Annotated in this window: 10 protein-coding genes and 1 pseudogene; 4 read left to right on the forward strand and 7 right to left on the reverse strand. The window is 72.2% G+C overall.

Annotated elements, in window-relative coordinates; genetic code table 11:
* Nucleotides 1-5 precede the first annotated feature (5 nt).
* Nucleotides 6-449 (forward strand): VOC family protein, encoded by a 444-nt coding sequence (locus ACQPZX_RS25220; RefSeq protein ID WP_433359585.1) that lies wholly within the window; start codon nucleotides 6-8, stop codon nucleotides 447-449.
* Here the strand turns inward: ACQPZX_RS25220 and ACQPZX_RS25225 are convergent.
* Both ACQPZX_RS25225 and ACQPZX_RS25230 read right to left on the reverse strand, forming a co-directional pair.
* Nucleotides 450-1,454: pseudogene (locus ACQPZX_RS25225) on the reverse strand (S1 RNA-binding domain-containing protein); the annotation flags it as partial.
* A gap of 485 nt (nucleotides 1,455-1,939) precedes the next feature.
* Nucleotides 1,940-2,596 (reverse strand): TetR/AcrR family transcriptional regulator, encoded by a 657-nt coding sequence (locus ACQPZX_RS25230; protein WP_433359587.1) that lies wholly within the window; start codon nucleotides 2,594-2,596, stop codon nucleotides 1,940-1,942.
* Nucleotides 2,597-2,664: 68 nt separating this feature from the next.
* Between ACQPZX_RS25230 and ACQPZX_RS25235 the strand changes: the two genes are divergently transcribed.
* On the forward strand, nucleotides 2,665-3,915 hold the full coding sequence (locus ACQPZX_RS25235; RefSeq protein ID WP_433359589.1) for an erythromycin esterase family protein: 1,251 nt from the start codon (nucleotides 2,665-2,667) through the stop codon (nucleotides 3,913-3,915).
* Between the two features lie 7 nt (nucleotides 3,916-3,922).
* Here ACQPZX_RS25235 and ACQPZX_RS25240 read toward each other — a convergent pair whose 3' ends face one another.
* The 3 genes from ACQPZX_RS25240 to ACQPZX_RS25250 form a co-directional block, all read right to left on the reverse strand.
* Nucleotides 3,923-5,062 (reverse strand): MFS transporter, encoded by a 1,140-nt coding sequence (locus tag ACQPZX_RS25240; RefSeq protein WP_433359592.1) that lies wholly within the window; start codon nucleotides 5,060-5,062, stop codon nucleotides 3,923-3,925.
* Between the two features lie 52 nt (nucleotides 5,063-5,114).
* The gene (locus ACQPZX_RS25245) at nucleotides 5,115-6,971 is read right to left on the reverse strand and encodes a SpoIIE family protein phosphatase (protein WP_433359595.1); all 1,857 of its coding nucleotides are present in this window, start codon (nucleotides 6,969-6,971) and stop codon (nucleotides 5,115-5,117) included.
* 87 nt (nucleotides 6,972-7,058) lie between these two features.
* Entirely contained in the window at nucleotides 7,059-7,373 is a 315-nt protein-coding gene (locus ACQPZX_RS25250; RefSeq protein WP_433359597.1) for a type II toxin-antitoxin system PemK/MazF family toxin, read from the reverse strand.
* A 147-nt stretch (nucleotides 7,374-7,520) separates the two neighbouring features.
* On the opposite strand from ACQPZX_RS25250, the gene gndA reads away from it, so the two are divergent.
* The gene (gndA, locus tag ACQPZX_RS25255; RefSeq protein ID WP_433359600.1) at nucleotides 7,521-8,957 is read left to right on the forward strand and encodes an NADP-dependent phosphogluconate dehydrogenase; all 1,437 of its coding nucleotides are present in this window, start codon (nucleotides 7,521-7,523) and stop codon (nucleotides 8,955-8,957) included.
* Between the two features lie 101 nt (nucleotides 8,958-9,058).
* Here the strand turns inward: gndA and ACQPZX_RS25260 are convergent, their stop codons facing one another.
* Nucleotides 9,059-11,416: a putative bifunctional diguanylate cyclase/phosphodiesterase gene (locus tag ACQPZX_RS25260; RefSeq protein ID WP_433359603.1), complete on the reverse strand. Its 2,358-nt coding sequence runs from the start codon at nucleotides 11,414-11,416 to the stop codon at nucleotides 9,059-9,061.
* Between the two features lie 73 nt (nucleotides 11,417-11,489).
* Nucleotides 11,490-13,133 (reverse strand): phosphoglucomutase (alpha-D-glucose-1,6-bisphosphate-dependent), encoded by a 1,644-nt coding sequence (gene pgm / locus ACQPZX_RS25265; RefSeq protein WP_433359606.1) that lies wholly within the window; start codon nucleotides 13,131-13,133, stop codon nucleotides 11,490-11,492.
* A 92-nt stretch (nucleotides 13,134-13,225) separates the two neighbouring features.
* Between pgm and ACQPZX_RS25270 the strand changes: the two genes are divergently transcribed.
* Nucleotides 13,226-14,872 carry a copper resistance CopC/CopD family protein gene (locus tag ACQPZX_RS25270; RefSeq protein WP_433359609.1) on the forward strand — a complete coding sequence of 549 codons (1,647 nt, stop codon included), beginning with the start codon at nucleotides 13,226-13,228 and terminating at the stop codon, nucleotides 14,870-14,872.
* Nucleotides 14,873-14,906: the final 34 nt, after the last annotated feature.

The following is a 14,906-nucleotide window of genomic DNA, read 5'->3' on the forward strand; positions in this document are numbered from 1 at the left end:
CCCGCATGGAGCAACGCATCACCCTGGTCACGCTGGGGGTGTCGGATCTGCCTCGCGCCCGGCGCTTCTACGAGGCTCTGGGCTGGCGCGGCCAGGAGGTCGAGGAGACGGTCTTCTTCCAGGCGGGCGGCCTGGCGCTGGTCCTGTGGGGCCGGGAGAAGCTCGCCCGCGACTGCGGCCTCGAGCCGGAGCCGCCGGTCCGGTTCAGCGGGATCGTGCTGGCCCACAACGTGCGCTCCGACGCGGAGGTCGACGAGCTGCTCGCGGCGGTCGAGCGCGCCGGCGGCACGGTCACCAAGCCCGCGGCCGTCAACGCGGTCGGGTTCTACTCCAGCGCCTTCGCCGACCCGGACGGGCACGTCTGGGAGGTCGCCTGCAACCCCGGCTTCCCCCTCGCGGAAGACGGCTCCGTCACCGTGCCGGATTTCGGCGTATCGCCCCAGGCGTGATCACTGGCCGGCGGAGCGGCTGGCCAGGACCTGCCGGGCGTGTGCCTCCCACCGCTCGTGAGCCAGCGCGTACTGCTGCTCCCACGAGTCGCGCTGCTCCTCGAAGCCCTCGAGCCACTCGCCGGTCTCGGAGTCGAAGCCCTCGGGGTAGATGTAGTTGCCGTCGTTGTCGTAGTTGGCGGCCATGCCGTACAGCGTCGGGTCGAACAGCTCCTCGCTGTCGACGAACACCTCGTTGGCCTGGCGCAGCGACAGCGAGATGCGCCGGCGCTCCAGGTCGATGTCGATCACCTTGACGAGCACCTCGTCGCCGACCTGGACGATCTGCTCGGGGCGCTCGATGTGGCCCTCGGCCAGCTCGGAGATGTGCACGAGCCCCTCGATGCCCTCGTCGACCCGCACGAACGCGCCGAACGGCACGAGCTTGGTCACCGTGCCGGGGACGATCTGGTTCAAGGCATGCGTACGGGCGAAGTGGCGCCACGGGTCTTCCTGGGTCGCCTTGATCGACAGCGAGACGCGCTTTTTCGCCTGGTCGACGTCGAGCACCTCGACCTCGACCTCCTGGCCGACCTGCACCACGTCGGACGGGTGGTTGATGTGCCGCCAGGACAGCTCGGAGACGTGCACCAGCCCGTCGACGCCGCCGAGGTCGACGAACGCCCCGAAGTTGACCACGCTGGAGACGATGCCCTTGCGGACCTGCCCCTTCTGCAGCTTGGTCAGCAGCTCGCCGCGGTTGGCGGTCTGGTGCTGCTCGAGCCAGGCGCGGCGGGACAGGACCACGTTGTTGCGGTTCTTGTCCAGCTCGATGATCTTCGCGTCGAGCTCGCGACCCACGTACGGCTGCAGGTCGCGCACCCGGCGCATCTCGACCAGCGACGCGGGCAGGAAGCCGCGCACCCCGATGTCGAGGATCAGGCCGCCCTTGACGACCTCGGTGACCGGGCCCCGGACGTACCCGTCCTCCTGTTTGATCGCCTCGATGCGCGCCCAGGCCTGCTCGCGCAGGATCTGAGCGGGATCGGGAGCGGGCGGCGCGGGCGCCACCGGGGGCGCCGGAACAGCGGACGGCTCGGCGGGCGCGGGCTCACCGGCGGCGTCAGCGGGCGCGGCCTCACCGAGCACCGGCTCATCGAGCACCGGCTCACCAGCGGCCTCAGCGGGCGCGGGCTCACCAGCGGCCTCAGCGGGCGCGGGCTCACCAGCGGCCTCGGCGGGCGCGGGCTCACCAGCGGCCTCAGCGGGCGCGGGCTCACCAGCGGCCTCAGCGGGCGCGGGCTCACCAGCGGCCTCAGCGGGCGCGGGCTCACCAGCGGCCTCAGCGGGCGCGGGCTCACCAGCGGCCTCAGCGGGCGCGGGCTCGGCGGCTGCGAGCTCGGGCTCAGGGGTGGGCTCAGCGGGTGCCGCGGGAACAGCGGTGGGCTCAGCGGGAGAAGGGACAACGGAATCGGGCGAGCTCATCGACATTCCACCTTTGTCGTCGAACATCAGAGCTTACCAATCCGCATGCTCGCCTCGGAAGGAGCCGAAACCGGTCGGAAAACGCCGTCGAGGGCCAGATCGATCGAACGACCGGCCGCGATCACGGCCGCACCCGCCGTCGGAGCGCTTTCCACCACCCCCTCGACCATCCCGAACAGCAGCACGAGGTCGTCGGGGACGAGGTCGGCGCGCACCCGGCCGTCCTCCTGTGCCCGCCGCAGCGGGTCGGCCAGCACAGTGATCACCCGCCGAAGATATCGGCCCCGGGTCGCGGAGTCGAGACGCCGGGTCAACTGGACCAGCGGACGCATGGTCACTTGCACCCGCAGGATGGCGTCGAGGGCCTTGCGGAAGGTGGCCGGCTGCTCCCGCCCGGCCGCCACGCAGCTCTCCAGACGCTCGATCAGATACCCGATCACCGCGCCCGCGAGGGCCACCCGATCGGGGAAGTGGCGGTAGAGGGTCGCCTGCCCGATCCCGGCCCGCCGGGCGATCTCCGGCATGCCGACCACGGGCTTCTGGCTGGTCATCACCTCGCAGGCGGCCAGCAGGATGGCCGTGCGATTGCGCTGCGCGTCCCGGCGGCGGGCCGGCTGAGCACCGTAGAGCACCGCGGCCTCCTCGGAGTGACCCACGTTACTGGCAAGTAACGATAATGTCATGAAGTTCAACTTCCCGGAACGGCTGAGGTCGGACGTATGCCGGATGGCACGCCGGGTAATCGCAGGTCATGCACCGGTACGGGGACGAGGTCGCGGCGATCGCACGGCCCCTGCGCGACCCGGGCGACCTGGAGGTGCTGCTCGACCGGGCCGGGGACGCGCGGGTGGTGCTGATCGGCGAGGCCAGCCACGGCACGCACGAGTTCTACGCGTGGCGGGCCGCGCTGACCCGCCGGTTGATCGAGGAGCGCGGCTTCTCCTTCGTCGCGGTCGAGGGCGACTGGCCGGACTGCGCCCGGGTCGACGCCACGTTGCGCGGCGGGCCGCCACCGCGGGAGGCGCTTCTCGGCTACGACCGGTGGCCGACCTGGATGTGGGCCAACGAGGAGACCGTCGACTTCGCGGAATGGCTGCGCGGCCACAACGAGCGCGCCGGCGCGACGGTCGGCTTCCACGGCCTCGACGTGTACTCGCTGTGGGAGTCCCTGCGGGAGATCCTCGTCTGGCTGCGCGAGCACCAGCCCGATCGGGTGCCGGTCGCTCTGCGCGCGTACCAGTGCTTCGAGCCCTACAACGAAGATCCACAGGCTTACGCGTACGCGACGAGGTTCGTGCCCCACAGCTGCGAGGATCAGGTCGTCCGGATGCTGATCGAGCTGCGCGGCCACGAGCTGGGTGTCCGGCAGAACGCCGAGGTGGTGGCCGGGGCCGAGCACTACTACCGGGCGATGATGGAGGGCGGCGCGCGGTCCTGGAACGTCCGGGATCGCCACATGGACGCGACCCTCGGCCGCTTGATGGACCACTACGGCCCGTCGGCGCGGGCCGTGGTGTGGGCGCACAACACCCACGTCGGCGACGGCCGGGCGACCGATCAGTCCCGGCACGGCGAGGTCACGCTCGGCGAGCTGGCCCGCGAACGTTTCGGCGCCGGCGACGTCGTACTCGTCGGCTTCGGCTCCTATCGCGGCACGGTGATCGCCGGGTACGCGTGGGGCGCGCCCATGGAGGTCATGAGTGTCCCGGCCGCGCGTCCCGGGTCGCTCGAGGACGTGCTGCACGCGGCCGCGCCCTCGGAAGCGCTGTTCGTCTTCCCGCCGCTCGGTTCGCGGCCCGACCTGCTCGTCGACGAGGTGCCGCACCGCGCGATCGGCGTCGTCTACCGCCCCGAACGCGACCGCTGGTCGAACTACGTGCCGTCGGCGCTGGGCGACCGCTACGACGCTTTCCTGTGGATCGACGAGACGAAGGCGCTCCGGCCCCTGCACCCGCTGCGCATCGACACCCGGGAGCCGGAGACCTTCCCCAGCGGCGTCTGACCCCGGCTCAGCCTTGCGGCACCGGCTCGAGGGCGAGACGGCTGCGGGAGCCGGCGGCGAAAGCGACCCCGCCCACCGCCGCCACCACCGCGCAGAGCAGCAGCGTCGCCTGGTAACCGAAGTGCTCCACCGTCGCGCCGGAGACGATGCCGGAGACCAGCAGCCCGGCGGTGGCGGCGTTGGCGAACAGCGTGGTGGCCCGCCCGGTCGCCGGGGCGAGGAGGTCCTGGAAGTAGCGGATGCCGGCCGCGCCGACGATCGCGATCCCCACGCCGCGCAGCACCTGGCCGGCCACGAGCATCAGCATGCCCGAGGACACGACGGTCAGGGCGTAGTAGCCGACGAAGGTCCCGAAACCGCCGAGGATCAGGGCCCGCTGGCTGACCCGGGCGGGCACGGCGGCCAGCCCCAGCGTGGCGACCACCTCGACCGCGGCGCAGACGCTGAAGAGCACGCCGACCGACGCGGGCTGCTGGTGCAGGCCGCGCGTGACGAACAACGGCAGCGCCAGGCCGCCCGCGAACATCGCCGCGAAGAACAGGGTGACGCTGACCGTGAGCAGCACCGGCGTCCCGCCCGCCGACGAGGCCGTCACCTCGACCGTTCCGGGCCGCGGCACCAGGAAGAGGGTCAGCGCGGCGGCCAGGAACACCGCGGCCGCCGTCCACATCAGCCAGGAATAGCCGCCCCGCGACAGCACGAGCGCGCCCAGCAACGGCCCGACGGCCCAGGCGAGGGACCATGCCGAGCGCAGCAGCGGCGCGGACCGCTGCCCGGCGGCGCCCTCCCCGAGCACCGCGCGGCCCAGGGAGAACACCTGTGGGAAAGCCGCGCCCATCGCTCCGAGCACGGTTCCCGCCATCAGGAGCAGCACCAGGAAGTTCGTCACCCGGGGCAGCAGCGCGTAGCCCGCCGCGCCGAGCAGGATCACCGCGATCGCGTACGTCCGGGTGGGCCGGCGGTCGAACCGCCGCCCCAGCCACCAGCCGATCGTGATCCCGCCGACGGCGAACACCGACGACCACACGCCGATCTGGATCGGCGTCAGGCCCACCGCGTCGGCGCCGAACAGCACGATGTACGTGTTGGCCATCGAGTCGGCGATGCCGAGCAGCAGGACAGCGGCGAAGAGCACGAGAAAGGGCACGTGATCTTCGTACCGGCCGGATCCCGCCGGCGATATCGATTTATGCGCTTGCTCAGAGGCCGCGCAGCAGGTGGTGGCGCAGGTCGCGGGTCTCGCCGGTCACCGGGCGGGCGGCCAGGATGCAGGTGTCGTCGTCGGGGTTGGCCCGGCGCAGGCGGGCCAGCAGCTGGGCGAGGGGCTGCTGCGGCGACGCGCGGACGGCCTCGTCGACCGTGCGCATGACCTGGGCGAGGCCGTCGTCGAGGCCGCGGCGGCGGTGCTCGACCAGGCCGTCGGTGTAGAGCAGCAGCACGTCGCCGATGTGGAACGGCAGCCGCGACGTCGGGTAGACGGCGTCGTCGACCACGCCCAGCATCGGGCCCGGCGGGCGTTCCAGCGGTGACGTGTGGCCGGCCCGGCTGAGCAGGGGCGGCGGGTGGCCGGCCTGGGCCCAGACGATCTCCTGGCGATGCGGGTCGAAGCGGGCGACCACCGCGGTGGCCGACAGCTCGGGGTTCTCGCGTTCCAGCTCGCAGGTCAGCCGGTTGAGCTGGCCGAGCAGGACGCCGGGGTCGGAGGTGGCCACCGCGAGGGCGCGCAGGGCGTGCCGCAGCTGGGCCATGGTGGTGGCCGCCGGGGTGCCGTGGCCGGCCACGTCGCCGACGGCGAGCAGCACCGAGCCGTCGCGCATGCGGGTCGCTTGGTACCAGTCGCCGCCGACCAGGCTCTCGCGGCCGGCCGGCAGGTAGCGCAGCGCGACCTTGAGGCCGGGGAACTCGATCGGGCCGTCCGGGATCGGCAGGATGATGCGTTGCAGGCGGCCGGCCAGCTCGTGCTCGTCGGCCAGCTGGCGCTCCACCTCGGCCAGGCGGCGGGAGTCGTTCTCGCGGTCGGTGACGTCCTGCACGATGCCGTAGATCCGCAGCGGGCGACCGGCCGTGTCGCGCACCGCGTCGGCGACGGTGCGCAGGAACTTGACCCGGCCGCCGATCCGCACGCGGGTGGTGACGTCGACCTGGGCCGAGCGGTCGAAGGCCTCGAGCGCGGCCCGGATCAGCGGCGCGTCCTCGGCGACGGCGAGCGCGTCGGACTCGTCGCGGCTCAGCGGGCCGAGGCCGGGGTCGCGCTCGTAGATCCGGTACAGGTGCTCGGACCAGAAGATGTCGCCGGTGATCAGATCCCACTCGCCCCAGCCGAGGTTGGCCAGGCGCTCGGTGCCCTGGACGCGCGCGGCGGACGGGCCGGCCTGGTCGTGGCGGGTCCAGTGGAGCAGCAGGCCCTGGCCGAGGCGGTGGGCGCGGACCGTGTAGTGGCCGTCGCCGTACCGGAACGGGCCGACCGCGGCCGGGCAGCCGGTGTCGAGGACGCCCTGGTAGACGTCCCAGCGGCCGCTGCCGGCGGCGGCCGGGAACTGCTGGCTGGCGCGCCGGCCGATGAGCTGGGAGCCGCGCAGGCCGTCCGGGGTGGACGCCTCGGGGGTGGCGGCGGCCCAGACCAGGTCGGTGATCCGGCCGGTGGCGTCGCGCTCGGCGGTCAGGTAGCCGCACATGCCGGGGTTCACGTCGAGCACCCGCTGCACCACGGCGAGCCACGGCTCGAACCGCTGGGTGGGCGCCGGGAACCCGTTGACCAGCGGCGGGATGGACCGCTCGGCGACGGTCTCGGCGACATCGAGCTGGCGGATCACGCCGTGCGCCACGTCGAGCGGCTCGCGGCGCTGGTCGGCGGCCATCCGCAACAGGTGGCGGTGCGCCTCGGCGACCCGGCAGCGGGCCCGCCCGGCGAGCAGCCCCACGGCGCGCTCCACGATGGCGCGTTCCGCTTCGGCGGGGTTCGGGCGCAGGCTGCCGACGGCTTCCGCGTACGCCTGTGCCACCGCGCCTCCCGGGTCGAAGAAGAATCGGTCTCCTTCGTACGGCAAGCGGCTCATGAACGTCATCGTCCGTTCATCCGGGTCGGCACCCCACCTGCGGCGCGGGTCCGCACAGATCACCCGAAGGGGACTCACATACGCGGATCACATATCGAAGAGGGCACGCATGGCCTCGGTGAGGCGGACCATGCTGGCGCCGGTCACCATGCCGATCCGCTCGGCGCCGGTCGACGCGGGGAGCCGGCGCATGCGGTTGACCACCACGACGCCGGTGATCGGGTCCTGCTCGGTGAGGGCGACCGCGTACGGCGGGAGCTCGGTCGCGCCGCGCTGGCGGACGATCGGGGCGCAGAAGGGCGCCGCGTTCTTCCGGTCGTTGTAGCTGTCGCCGGAGAGCACGAGGACGCGGTAGCGAAGATCGGTGCGGCTGCCGATGGTCCAGATCTCGCCACGCCGCATGTCAGGGAGTCCCGCTCGGCATGGGCAAGAGAGTACCGCCGCGCGGATCTTCCTTGGCGGGAGGGGCAGACCGGGATCGAACCAAGATCGGCCCATTCCCGTAGGTAAGAATGAGGGCGTTGAAGCAAGCTACGGAAGGACGCAATGATGTCGGAGAAGGCACAGATCGGTGTCACCGGTCTGGCGGTGATGGGGCGCAACCTGGCGCGCAACTTCGCCCGGCACGGTCACACCGTGGCCCTGCACAACCGCTCCTACGGCCGCACCAAGGAGCTGGTCGAGCAGTTCGGCCACGAGGGCACGTTCATCCCGGCCGAGACCGCCGAGGAGTTCGTGGCCAGCCTCGAGCGCCCCCGCCGCGTGGTGATCATGGTGAAGGCCGGCGGCCCGACCGACGCCGTGATCGACGAGTTCGCGCCGCTGCTCGAGCCGGGCGACATGCTGATCGACGCGGGCAATGCCCACTACCTGGACACCCGCCGCCGCGAGGCCGCGCTGAAGGAGAAGGGCCTGCACTTCGTGGGCGCGGGCGTCTCCGGCGGCGAGGAGGGCGCGCTGCACGGCCCGAGCATCATGCCGGGCGGCCCGAAGGAGTCCTACGACGCGCTGGGCCCGCTGCTCGAGGACATCGCGGCCAAGGTGGACGGGGAGCCGTGCTGCGTGCACGTCGGCCCGGACGGCGCCGGTCATTTCGTGAAGATGGTGCACAACGGCATCGAGTACGCCGACATGCAGCTCATCGCCGAGGCGTACGACCTGCTGCGCCAGGTCGGCGGCCACTCGCCCGCCGAGATCGCCGGGATCTTCAAGGGCTGGAACGAGGGGCGGCTCGGCTCGTACCTGATCGAGATCACCGCCGAGGTGCTCAAGCAGGTCGACGCGGGCAGCGGCAAGCCGTTCGTCGACGTCGTGCTCGACCAGGCCGAGCAGAAGGGCACCGGCCGCTGGACCGTGCAGGCCGCCCTCGACCTGGGGGTCCCGGTCAGCGGCATCGCCGAGTCGGTGTTCGCGCGGGCCCTCTCCGGCGGCGCCGACGTGCGCAAGGCCGCGGCCGACGCCGGCCTGCCCGGTCCCACCACCAAGGCGGACCACGTGGGTGACCTGCAGGCCGACGTCGAGCAGGCGCTGTTCGCCTCGAAGATCGTCGCTTACGCGCAGGGCTTCCAGCAGATCCAGGCGGCCAGCGTGGAGTACAGCTGGGAGATCGACCCGGGCGCGATGGCCAAGATCTGGCGGGCCGGCTGCATCATCCGGGCGAAGTTCCTCGACTTCATCAAGCAGGCGTACGACAAGCAGCCGCAGCTCGCGACCCTGCTGGTCGACGACTACTTCCTGGACGCCGTCAGCGGTGCCCAGGACGCGTGGCGCCGGGTGGTGGCCACCTCGGCGGCCCACGGCATCCCGTCGCCGGGCTTCTCGTCGGCTCTCGCCTACTACGACGGGCTGCGGGCCAAGCGCCTGCCGGCCGCGCTGATCCAGGGCCAGCGCGACTTCTTCGGCGCTCACACCTACCGCCGCGTCGACAAGGACGGCTCGTTCCACACCCTCTGGGCCACCGACGACCGCAAGGAAATCGACGCTTGAGCTAGCTGGCTCCGCTTCGCTCCCCCGCGATCGCCCCTCCGGGGCGATCGCGGGTGGTCCCCTGGTGCCGCGCTCGCTGAAATACGTAGCTCGGACAGGCCCTAAACCACGGCGATGGGGTTTGCCGCCATGAGATTGCCGGCCTCTTCCGCGGGCAGGGGCTTCGCCATGAAGAAGCCCTGTCCCAAGCGGTAACCCATGTCCCGCAGGCGGTCCAGCTGGGCCTCCGACTCGATGCCCTCGGCCACGGCCGACAGCTGGAGATACTCGGCCAGCTGAGCAACCGCGGCGGCCACCGCGAGGCGGCCACGGTCCTCGCCGTCGGCGATGCCGTCGACGAACGACTTGTCCAGCTTGAGCACGTCCACCGGGAACGCCCGCAGCAGCGACAGCGACGACTGGCCCGTGCCGAAGTCGTCCAGCGCGAGGCGGACGCCCATCTCGTGCAGCGCGTTCAGCGTCTCGCGCACCTGCCGGCCGTCGGCCACCGACGACTCGGTGATCTCGATGACCAGGTTGGCCGGCAGCAGGCCGGTCTCCGACAGCACGGCCGCGACCTCGTCCACGAAGCCGGGCTCGCGCAGCTGCCGGACCGCCACGTTGACGTTGATCGCCTTGATCGCGCCGTCGCCGTGCGCGGCCTTCCAGCGGGCCAGCTGGGAGCACGCCTCGCGCAGGACCCACGAGCCGAGCGGCACGATCAGCCCGGAGCGCTCGGCGACCGGGATGAAGTCGCCGGGCGAGACGAACCCGCGCACCGGGTGCTTCCAGCGCACCAGGGCCTCGGCGCCGTGCAGCCGGCCGGTGACGATGTCGAAGACGGGCTGGTACAGCAGGTACAGCTCGTGCCGGATGATGGCGTTGTGCAGCTCGCTGCCGAGCCGGGCGTGGTTGACCACGTCCTGGCGCATCCGCGGCTCGAAGCGCACCCACGCCGCCTTGCCGCCGGCCTTGGCCTGGTACATGGCGATGTCGGCGTTGCGCAGCACCTCGTCGGCGCTGTCGCCCGCGCCGGCGATCGCGACGCCGACGCTGGCGTGCGCGAGCAGGTGGTCCTCGCCCACCCGGAACGGCTCGGCCAGGGCCTGCAGGACGCGGGTGGCGGCCTCCTCGGCGGTCGGCACCTCGTCGGCGTCGAGCAGCACGGCGAACTCGTCGCCGCCGAGCCGGGCCGGCAGGTCCTGGGCGGCGCTGGACAGCCGCAGCCGCTGGGCGACCTGGTAGAGCAGCTGGTCGCCGAACGCGGGACCCATCGTGTCGTTGATCGTCTTGAAGTCGTCGATGTCGATCAGCAGCACGGTGACCGGCCGGTGCCCGCCGAGGCGCTCGGCGAGCGCGTTCGCGAACCGGGTGCGGTTGGCCAGCCCGGTGAGCGGGTCGGTCATCGCCAGGCGCTCGAGCTCGTTCTGCTGGGTGCGGATGCCCGCGAGCAGCCGCTTGTTCTCGCGCAGCCCGAGCAGCTGCCGCGCCACGACGCACACCACGATCAGCACCGCGCCGACGATCACCGCCCGCTCGCGGCCGTTCATGTCGCGGGCCGACACGCTGATCACCAGACCCGCGGTGGTGGTCACTGCCAAGAAGGGCAAGAAGTCCCATAGCGTACGGCGGGAGCGAGGCGCGCCGATGCCACTACCGGCGCCTGGTCCTCCGGACGGCGCGGAGAACCCGGGCCCCTGCGGGGCCGAAGCGGCGAGCGCGGTGCGCTGCCGGTACGCGGAGGCGGTGAACGCGACCGCGACCAGGGGTCCGCCGAGCACCGCCAGGGCCAGGCGGGGTCCGGGCGGCCCGGCGATCAGCATGACCGCGGTGAGCACGGCGACGACCGGGGCCATCGCCAGCAGCCGCAGGGCCAGGGAGTCGACCGGGGCGCCGGGCACGGACGCGGCCTTGCCGATGATCACCAAACCGATGAGGCCGGCCACGCCGACCGAGCCGGCCGCGACCCGGGCGCTGAGCTCGGTGCCGGCCGGGGCGAAGCTGAGCACGACGTACCAGAAGATCAGGGTGCCGGCGACGGCGACGGTGACCGCGTCGAGCAGGGTGCGCAGCCAGGAGAGCGGGGCCTTGTCGTTCAGCGGCAGCCGGCCGAGCGCGAACATGCCCCAGAAGATGCCGACGACGTTCGGCACGGCCGTGTACAGCGACATGCCGACGTCGTTGTTGGCGAGCACCACCGCGGCGCCGGAGGCGAACAGCAGCAGGATCGAGGCGTGCGAGATCTGCCGCCAGAACGCCCGCACCGGGCGGGAGATCTTGATCTGGGAGCCGATCCGCTGGCACGCGTAGAACGAGGCGATCATGGCCACCGGCGCGCCCAGATAACCGGGCACGAGGTTGCCGGAGTCGTGCACGACCAGCCACACCGACACGTACGCTACGCAGGCGATCGCCACGAGCACGGGTCCGAGCCCGCCACCGAGCCGGATCCGCGCGGCGCGCACCACGGGACTTGACATGCGCTCCCTCGGCTCCTCATTTCGGCAGGTCTGTGCGGCATACCTGTCGGCGGGGAGCGGGGAGAACTGAGGTTTATCCCTTCAGGGCGGCGGAGACCACGCCGCGTGCCTCCTCCTGGATGCGGGCCAGCGCGTCGGCGCCCTTGAACGACTCGGCGTAGATCTTGTAGACGTCCTCGGTGCCGGACGGGCGGGCCGCGAACCAGCCGGAGTCGGTGGCGACCTTGAGGCCGCCGATGGCGGCGCCGTTGCCGGGCGCGGTCGTGAGCACCGCGGTGATCGGCTCGCCGTCGAGCTCCTTGGCGCTGACCTGGGCCGGGGACAGCTTGGCGAGCACCGCCTTCTCCTCGCGGGTGGCGGGGGCGTCGATCCGGGCGTACGCGGGCTCGCCGAATTTCGCGGTCAGGTCGCGGTAGTGCTCGCTGGGCGTGCGCCCGGTGACCGCGATGATCTCGGAGGCGAGCAGGTCGAGGATGATGCCGTCCTTGTCGGTGCTCCAGGCCGAGCCGTCGCGGCGCAGGAACGAGCCGCCCGCGCTCTCCTCGCCGCCGAAGCCGACCTCACCGGTCAGCAGGCCGGGCACGAACCACTTGAACCCCACCGGCACCTCGTCGAGGCGGCGGCCCAGCTCGCCGGCCACCCGGTCGATCATCGAGGAGGAGACCAGGGTCTTGCCGATGGCCGCGCCCGACGGCCACTGCGGCCGGTGCCCGAACAGGTAGCTGATCGCGACGGCGAGGTAGTGGTTGGGGTTCATCAGGCCGGCGTCGGGCGTGACGATGCCGTGGCGGTCGGCGTCCGCGTCGTTGCCGGTGGCGACCTGGAACTTGTCCTTCTGATGGATCAAGGACGCCATCGCGTACGGCGAGGAGCAGTCCATCCTGATCTTGCCGTCCCAGTCGAGGGTCATGAAGCCGAACGTCGGGTCGACGCGCGGGTTCACCACGGTCAGGTCGAGGCCGTGCCGCTCGGCGATCTCGCCCCAGTAGGCGACGCTGGCCCCGCCGAGCGGGTCGGCGCCGATGCGCACCCCGGCCTCGCGGATCGCGTCGAGGTCGATCACCGAGGGCAGGTCGGCGACGTACTCCCCCAGGAAGTCGTAGCCGGTGACCAGCGCCGACGTGCGCGCCCGGGCGGCCGGCACCCGGCGCACCTCCTTGAGGCCCGCGGCGATCAGGGCGTTGGCCCGGTCCTGGATCCATTTGGTGGCGTCGGTGTCGGCGGGGCCGCCGTTGGGCGGGTTGTACTTGAAGCCGCCGTCCGCGGGCGGGTTGTGCGAGGGGGTCACCACGACGCCGTCGGCCAGCCCGGTGGTGCGGCCGCGGTTGTAGGCCAGGATCGCCCGGGAGACCGCCGGGGTCGGGGTGTAGCCGTCGCGGCTGTCGATCAGGGTGGTCACGTCGTTGGCCGCGAACACCTCGATCGCCGTGATCATGGCGGGCTCGCTGAGCGCGTGCGTGTCGCGGCCGAGGAACAGCGGGCCGTCGGTGCCCTGGGCCCGCCTGTACTCGACTATCGCCTGGCTGGTGGCGGCGATGTGGTCCTCGTTGAAGGCCGTGTTCAGGCTCGACCCGCGGTGCCCGGACGTCCCGAACGCCACCCGCTGGGCGACCTCGCCCGGGTCGGGGTGCTCGGTGTAGTAGCGGGAGATCACCCTCGGCACGTCGATGAGATCGCGGGCCTCGGCGGGGGTCCCGGCGCGGGGATTCACGGACATGCTGGCCTCCTCAGTACGCTGCCTGGCAGCCTATCGATACCCGGTTGAACCTTTCCGATACGGGATCCGAACTACGAGGTGTGACAAGGGCCGTGCGCGTACTTTTAGTTCTTTTTGTCGCGCTCGGCGCGCTTTTCGCCGTCCCGGCCGGGCCGGCCAGCGCCCACGCCGCGCTTCTCGGCTCGACCCCGGCGCCCGGCAGCATCATCGGCAGCTCGCCCACCGAGATCGTGGTGACCTTCAGCGAGGCGGTCACCCCGGTCAGCGGCCGCGTGCAGGTCCTCGACCCCGACGGCAAGCGGATCTCCGGCACTCCCACGGTCACCGGCGCCGTCCTGCGCATCCCGGTCCGGCGGGCCGGGCAGCCGCTCGGCACCTACCTGGTCAGCTACCGGGTGATCTCCGCCGACAGCCATCCGGTCGGCGGCGCGATCACGTTCTCGGTCGGCGCCCCCTCGGCCTCGCCGCCGGCGCCGGCCGACGAGAAGACCCATCGTTCGGTCGCGGTGGCGACGCCGGTCACGCGTTTCCTGGGGTACGCCGGGCTCACGCTCGCCGCCGGGCCGGTGCTGTTCCTGGCGTTCCTGTGGCCGCGGCGCCGATCCCGCGTGGGCGCGGCGCGCCTCGCGTACGGCGGCCTGGGTCTGATCTTGGTGGCGACGCTCGCGTCGCTCTGGACGCAGGCGCCGGCCAGCAGCGGGTCGGCCCTCTGGGACGTCTCGGGCACCGAGCTCGGGCAGGTCCTGACCAGCGCCTACGGCCTCACCCTGATCGCCCGGACCGCCGTGCTCGCGATCATCGCGGGCCTCCTGCCGCCGCTGCTGCGCCGCGGCACGTCCCGCCCGCGCGGGATCGCCCTGACCGTCCTCGCGCTCGGCGGACTGGTCACGTGGCCGCTGACCGGGCACGCCGCCGCCTCGCCGCTCTCCCCCGCGATCGTCGCCTCCGACGTCGTGCACATCGCGGCGATGGCGGTCTGGATCGGCGGCTTGATCACCCTGAGTGTGTTCCTGCTGCGCCGCACCGACCCGCGCGTGCTCGGCGTCGTGCTGCCGGCCTGGTCACGCTGGGCAGCCCTGGCGGTCGTCTGGCTGGTGGCCGGCGGCGTGGTGCAGGCGGTCGTGCAGGTCGGCTCGGTCGCGGCGCTCTGGCGCACCGACTACGGCCGGCTGCTGATCGCCAAGGTCGCGGTGCTGGCGGTGGTGCTCGGCACCGCCTTCTTCGCCCGGCGCATGGTCGACCGGCGGCAGGTCGTGACCGGCGGGCCGGCCCGGATGCGCCGCGCGGTCGGGATCGAGGTGCTCGCCACCGCGGTGATCCTCGGGCTGAGCGCGGTGTTGGTGCAGGTCAACCCCGGCCGCAGCGCCTCGGTCGACCAGGGCGCGGTGCGCGACGACGGGGTGTCGCAGACGCTGACCTGCCCGCTGTACACGCTGCAGTTCAACATCTTCCCGACCCAGGTCGGCGACAACAACACCATCCACGCGTTCGTCTACACCCCGGCCGGCGCGCCGTTGCCGGCCGACGAGTGGACGGTGACCTCGCAGCTGCTCGGCCGCGACCTCGAGCCGGTCACCGAGCCACTGCTCCCGCTGCGGCCCCGGCACCACGCGGCCGGCGCGATCACGTTCCCCTTCGCGGGCCGCTACGAGATCAAGTTCACGGTGCGCATCGGCGAGCTGAACCAGGCGACCGTCAAGACCGTGATCTCGGTGCCGGCCGATACCTCCACGAGGTGACTTTCGGTCACCTTCTGGGCAGAGAGAGGGCCTG

The sequence above is a fragment of the Actinoplanes sp. CA-142083 genome (assembly GCF_050942195.1).
GTDB lineage: Bacteria > Actinomycetota > Actinomycetes > Mycobacteriales > Micromonosporaceae > Actinoplanes.

What these genes read in the sequence shown, in the direction of transcription:
- ACQPZX_RS25220 (WP_433359585.1), top strand. Translation starts at nt 6, where the DNA reads ATGGAGCAACGCATCACCCTGGTCACGCTGGGGGTGTCGGATCTGCCT.
- ACQPZX_RS25230 (WP_433359587.1), bottom strand. Translation starts at nt 2,596, where the DNA reads ATGACATTATCGTTACTTGCCAGTAACGTGGGTCACTCCGAGGAGGCC.
- ACQPZX_RS25235 (WP_433359589.1), top strand. Translation starts at nt 2,665, where the DNA reads ATGCACCGGTACGGGGACGAGGTCGCGGCGATCGCACGGCCCCTGCGC.
- ACQPZX_RS25245 (WP_433359595.1), bottom strand. Translation starts at nt 6,971, where the DNA reads ATGAGCCGCTTGCCGTACGAAGGAGACCGATTCTTCTTCGACCCGGGA.
- ACQPZX_RS25250 (WP_433359597.1), bottom strand. Translation starts at nt 7,373, where the DNA reads ATGCGGCGTGGCGAGATCTGGACCATCGGCAGCCGCACCGATCTTCGC.
- gndA (WP_433359600.1), top strand. Translation starts at nt 7,521, where the DNA reads ATGTCGGAGAAGGCACAGATCGGTGTCACCGGTCTGGCGGTGATGGGG.
- ACQPZX_RS25260 (WP_433359603.1), bottom strand. Translation starts at nt 11,416, where the DNA reads ATGTCAAGTCCCGTGGTGCGCGCCGCGCGGATCCGGCTCGGTGGCGGG.
- pgm (WP_433359606.1), bottom strand. Translation starts at nt 13,133, where the DNA reads ATGTCCGTGAATCCCCGCGCCGGGACCCCCGCCGAGGCCCGCGATCTC.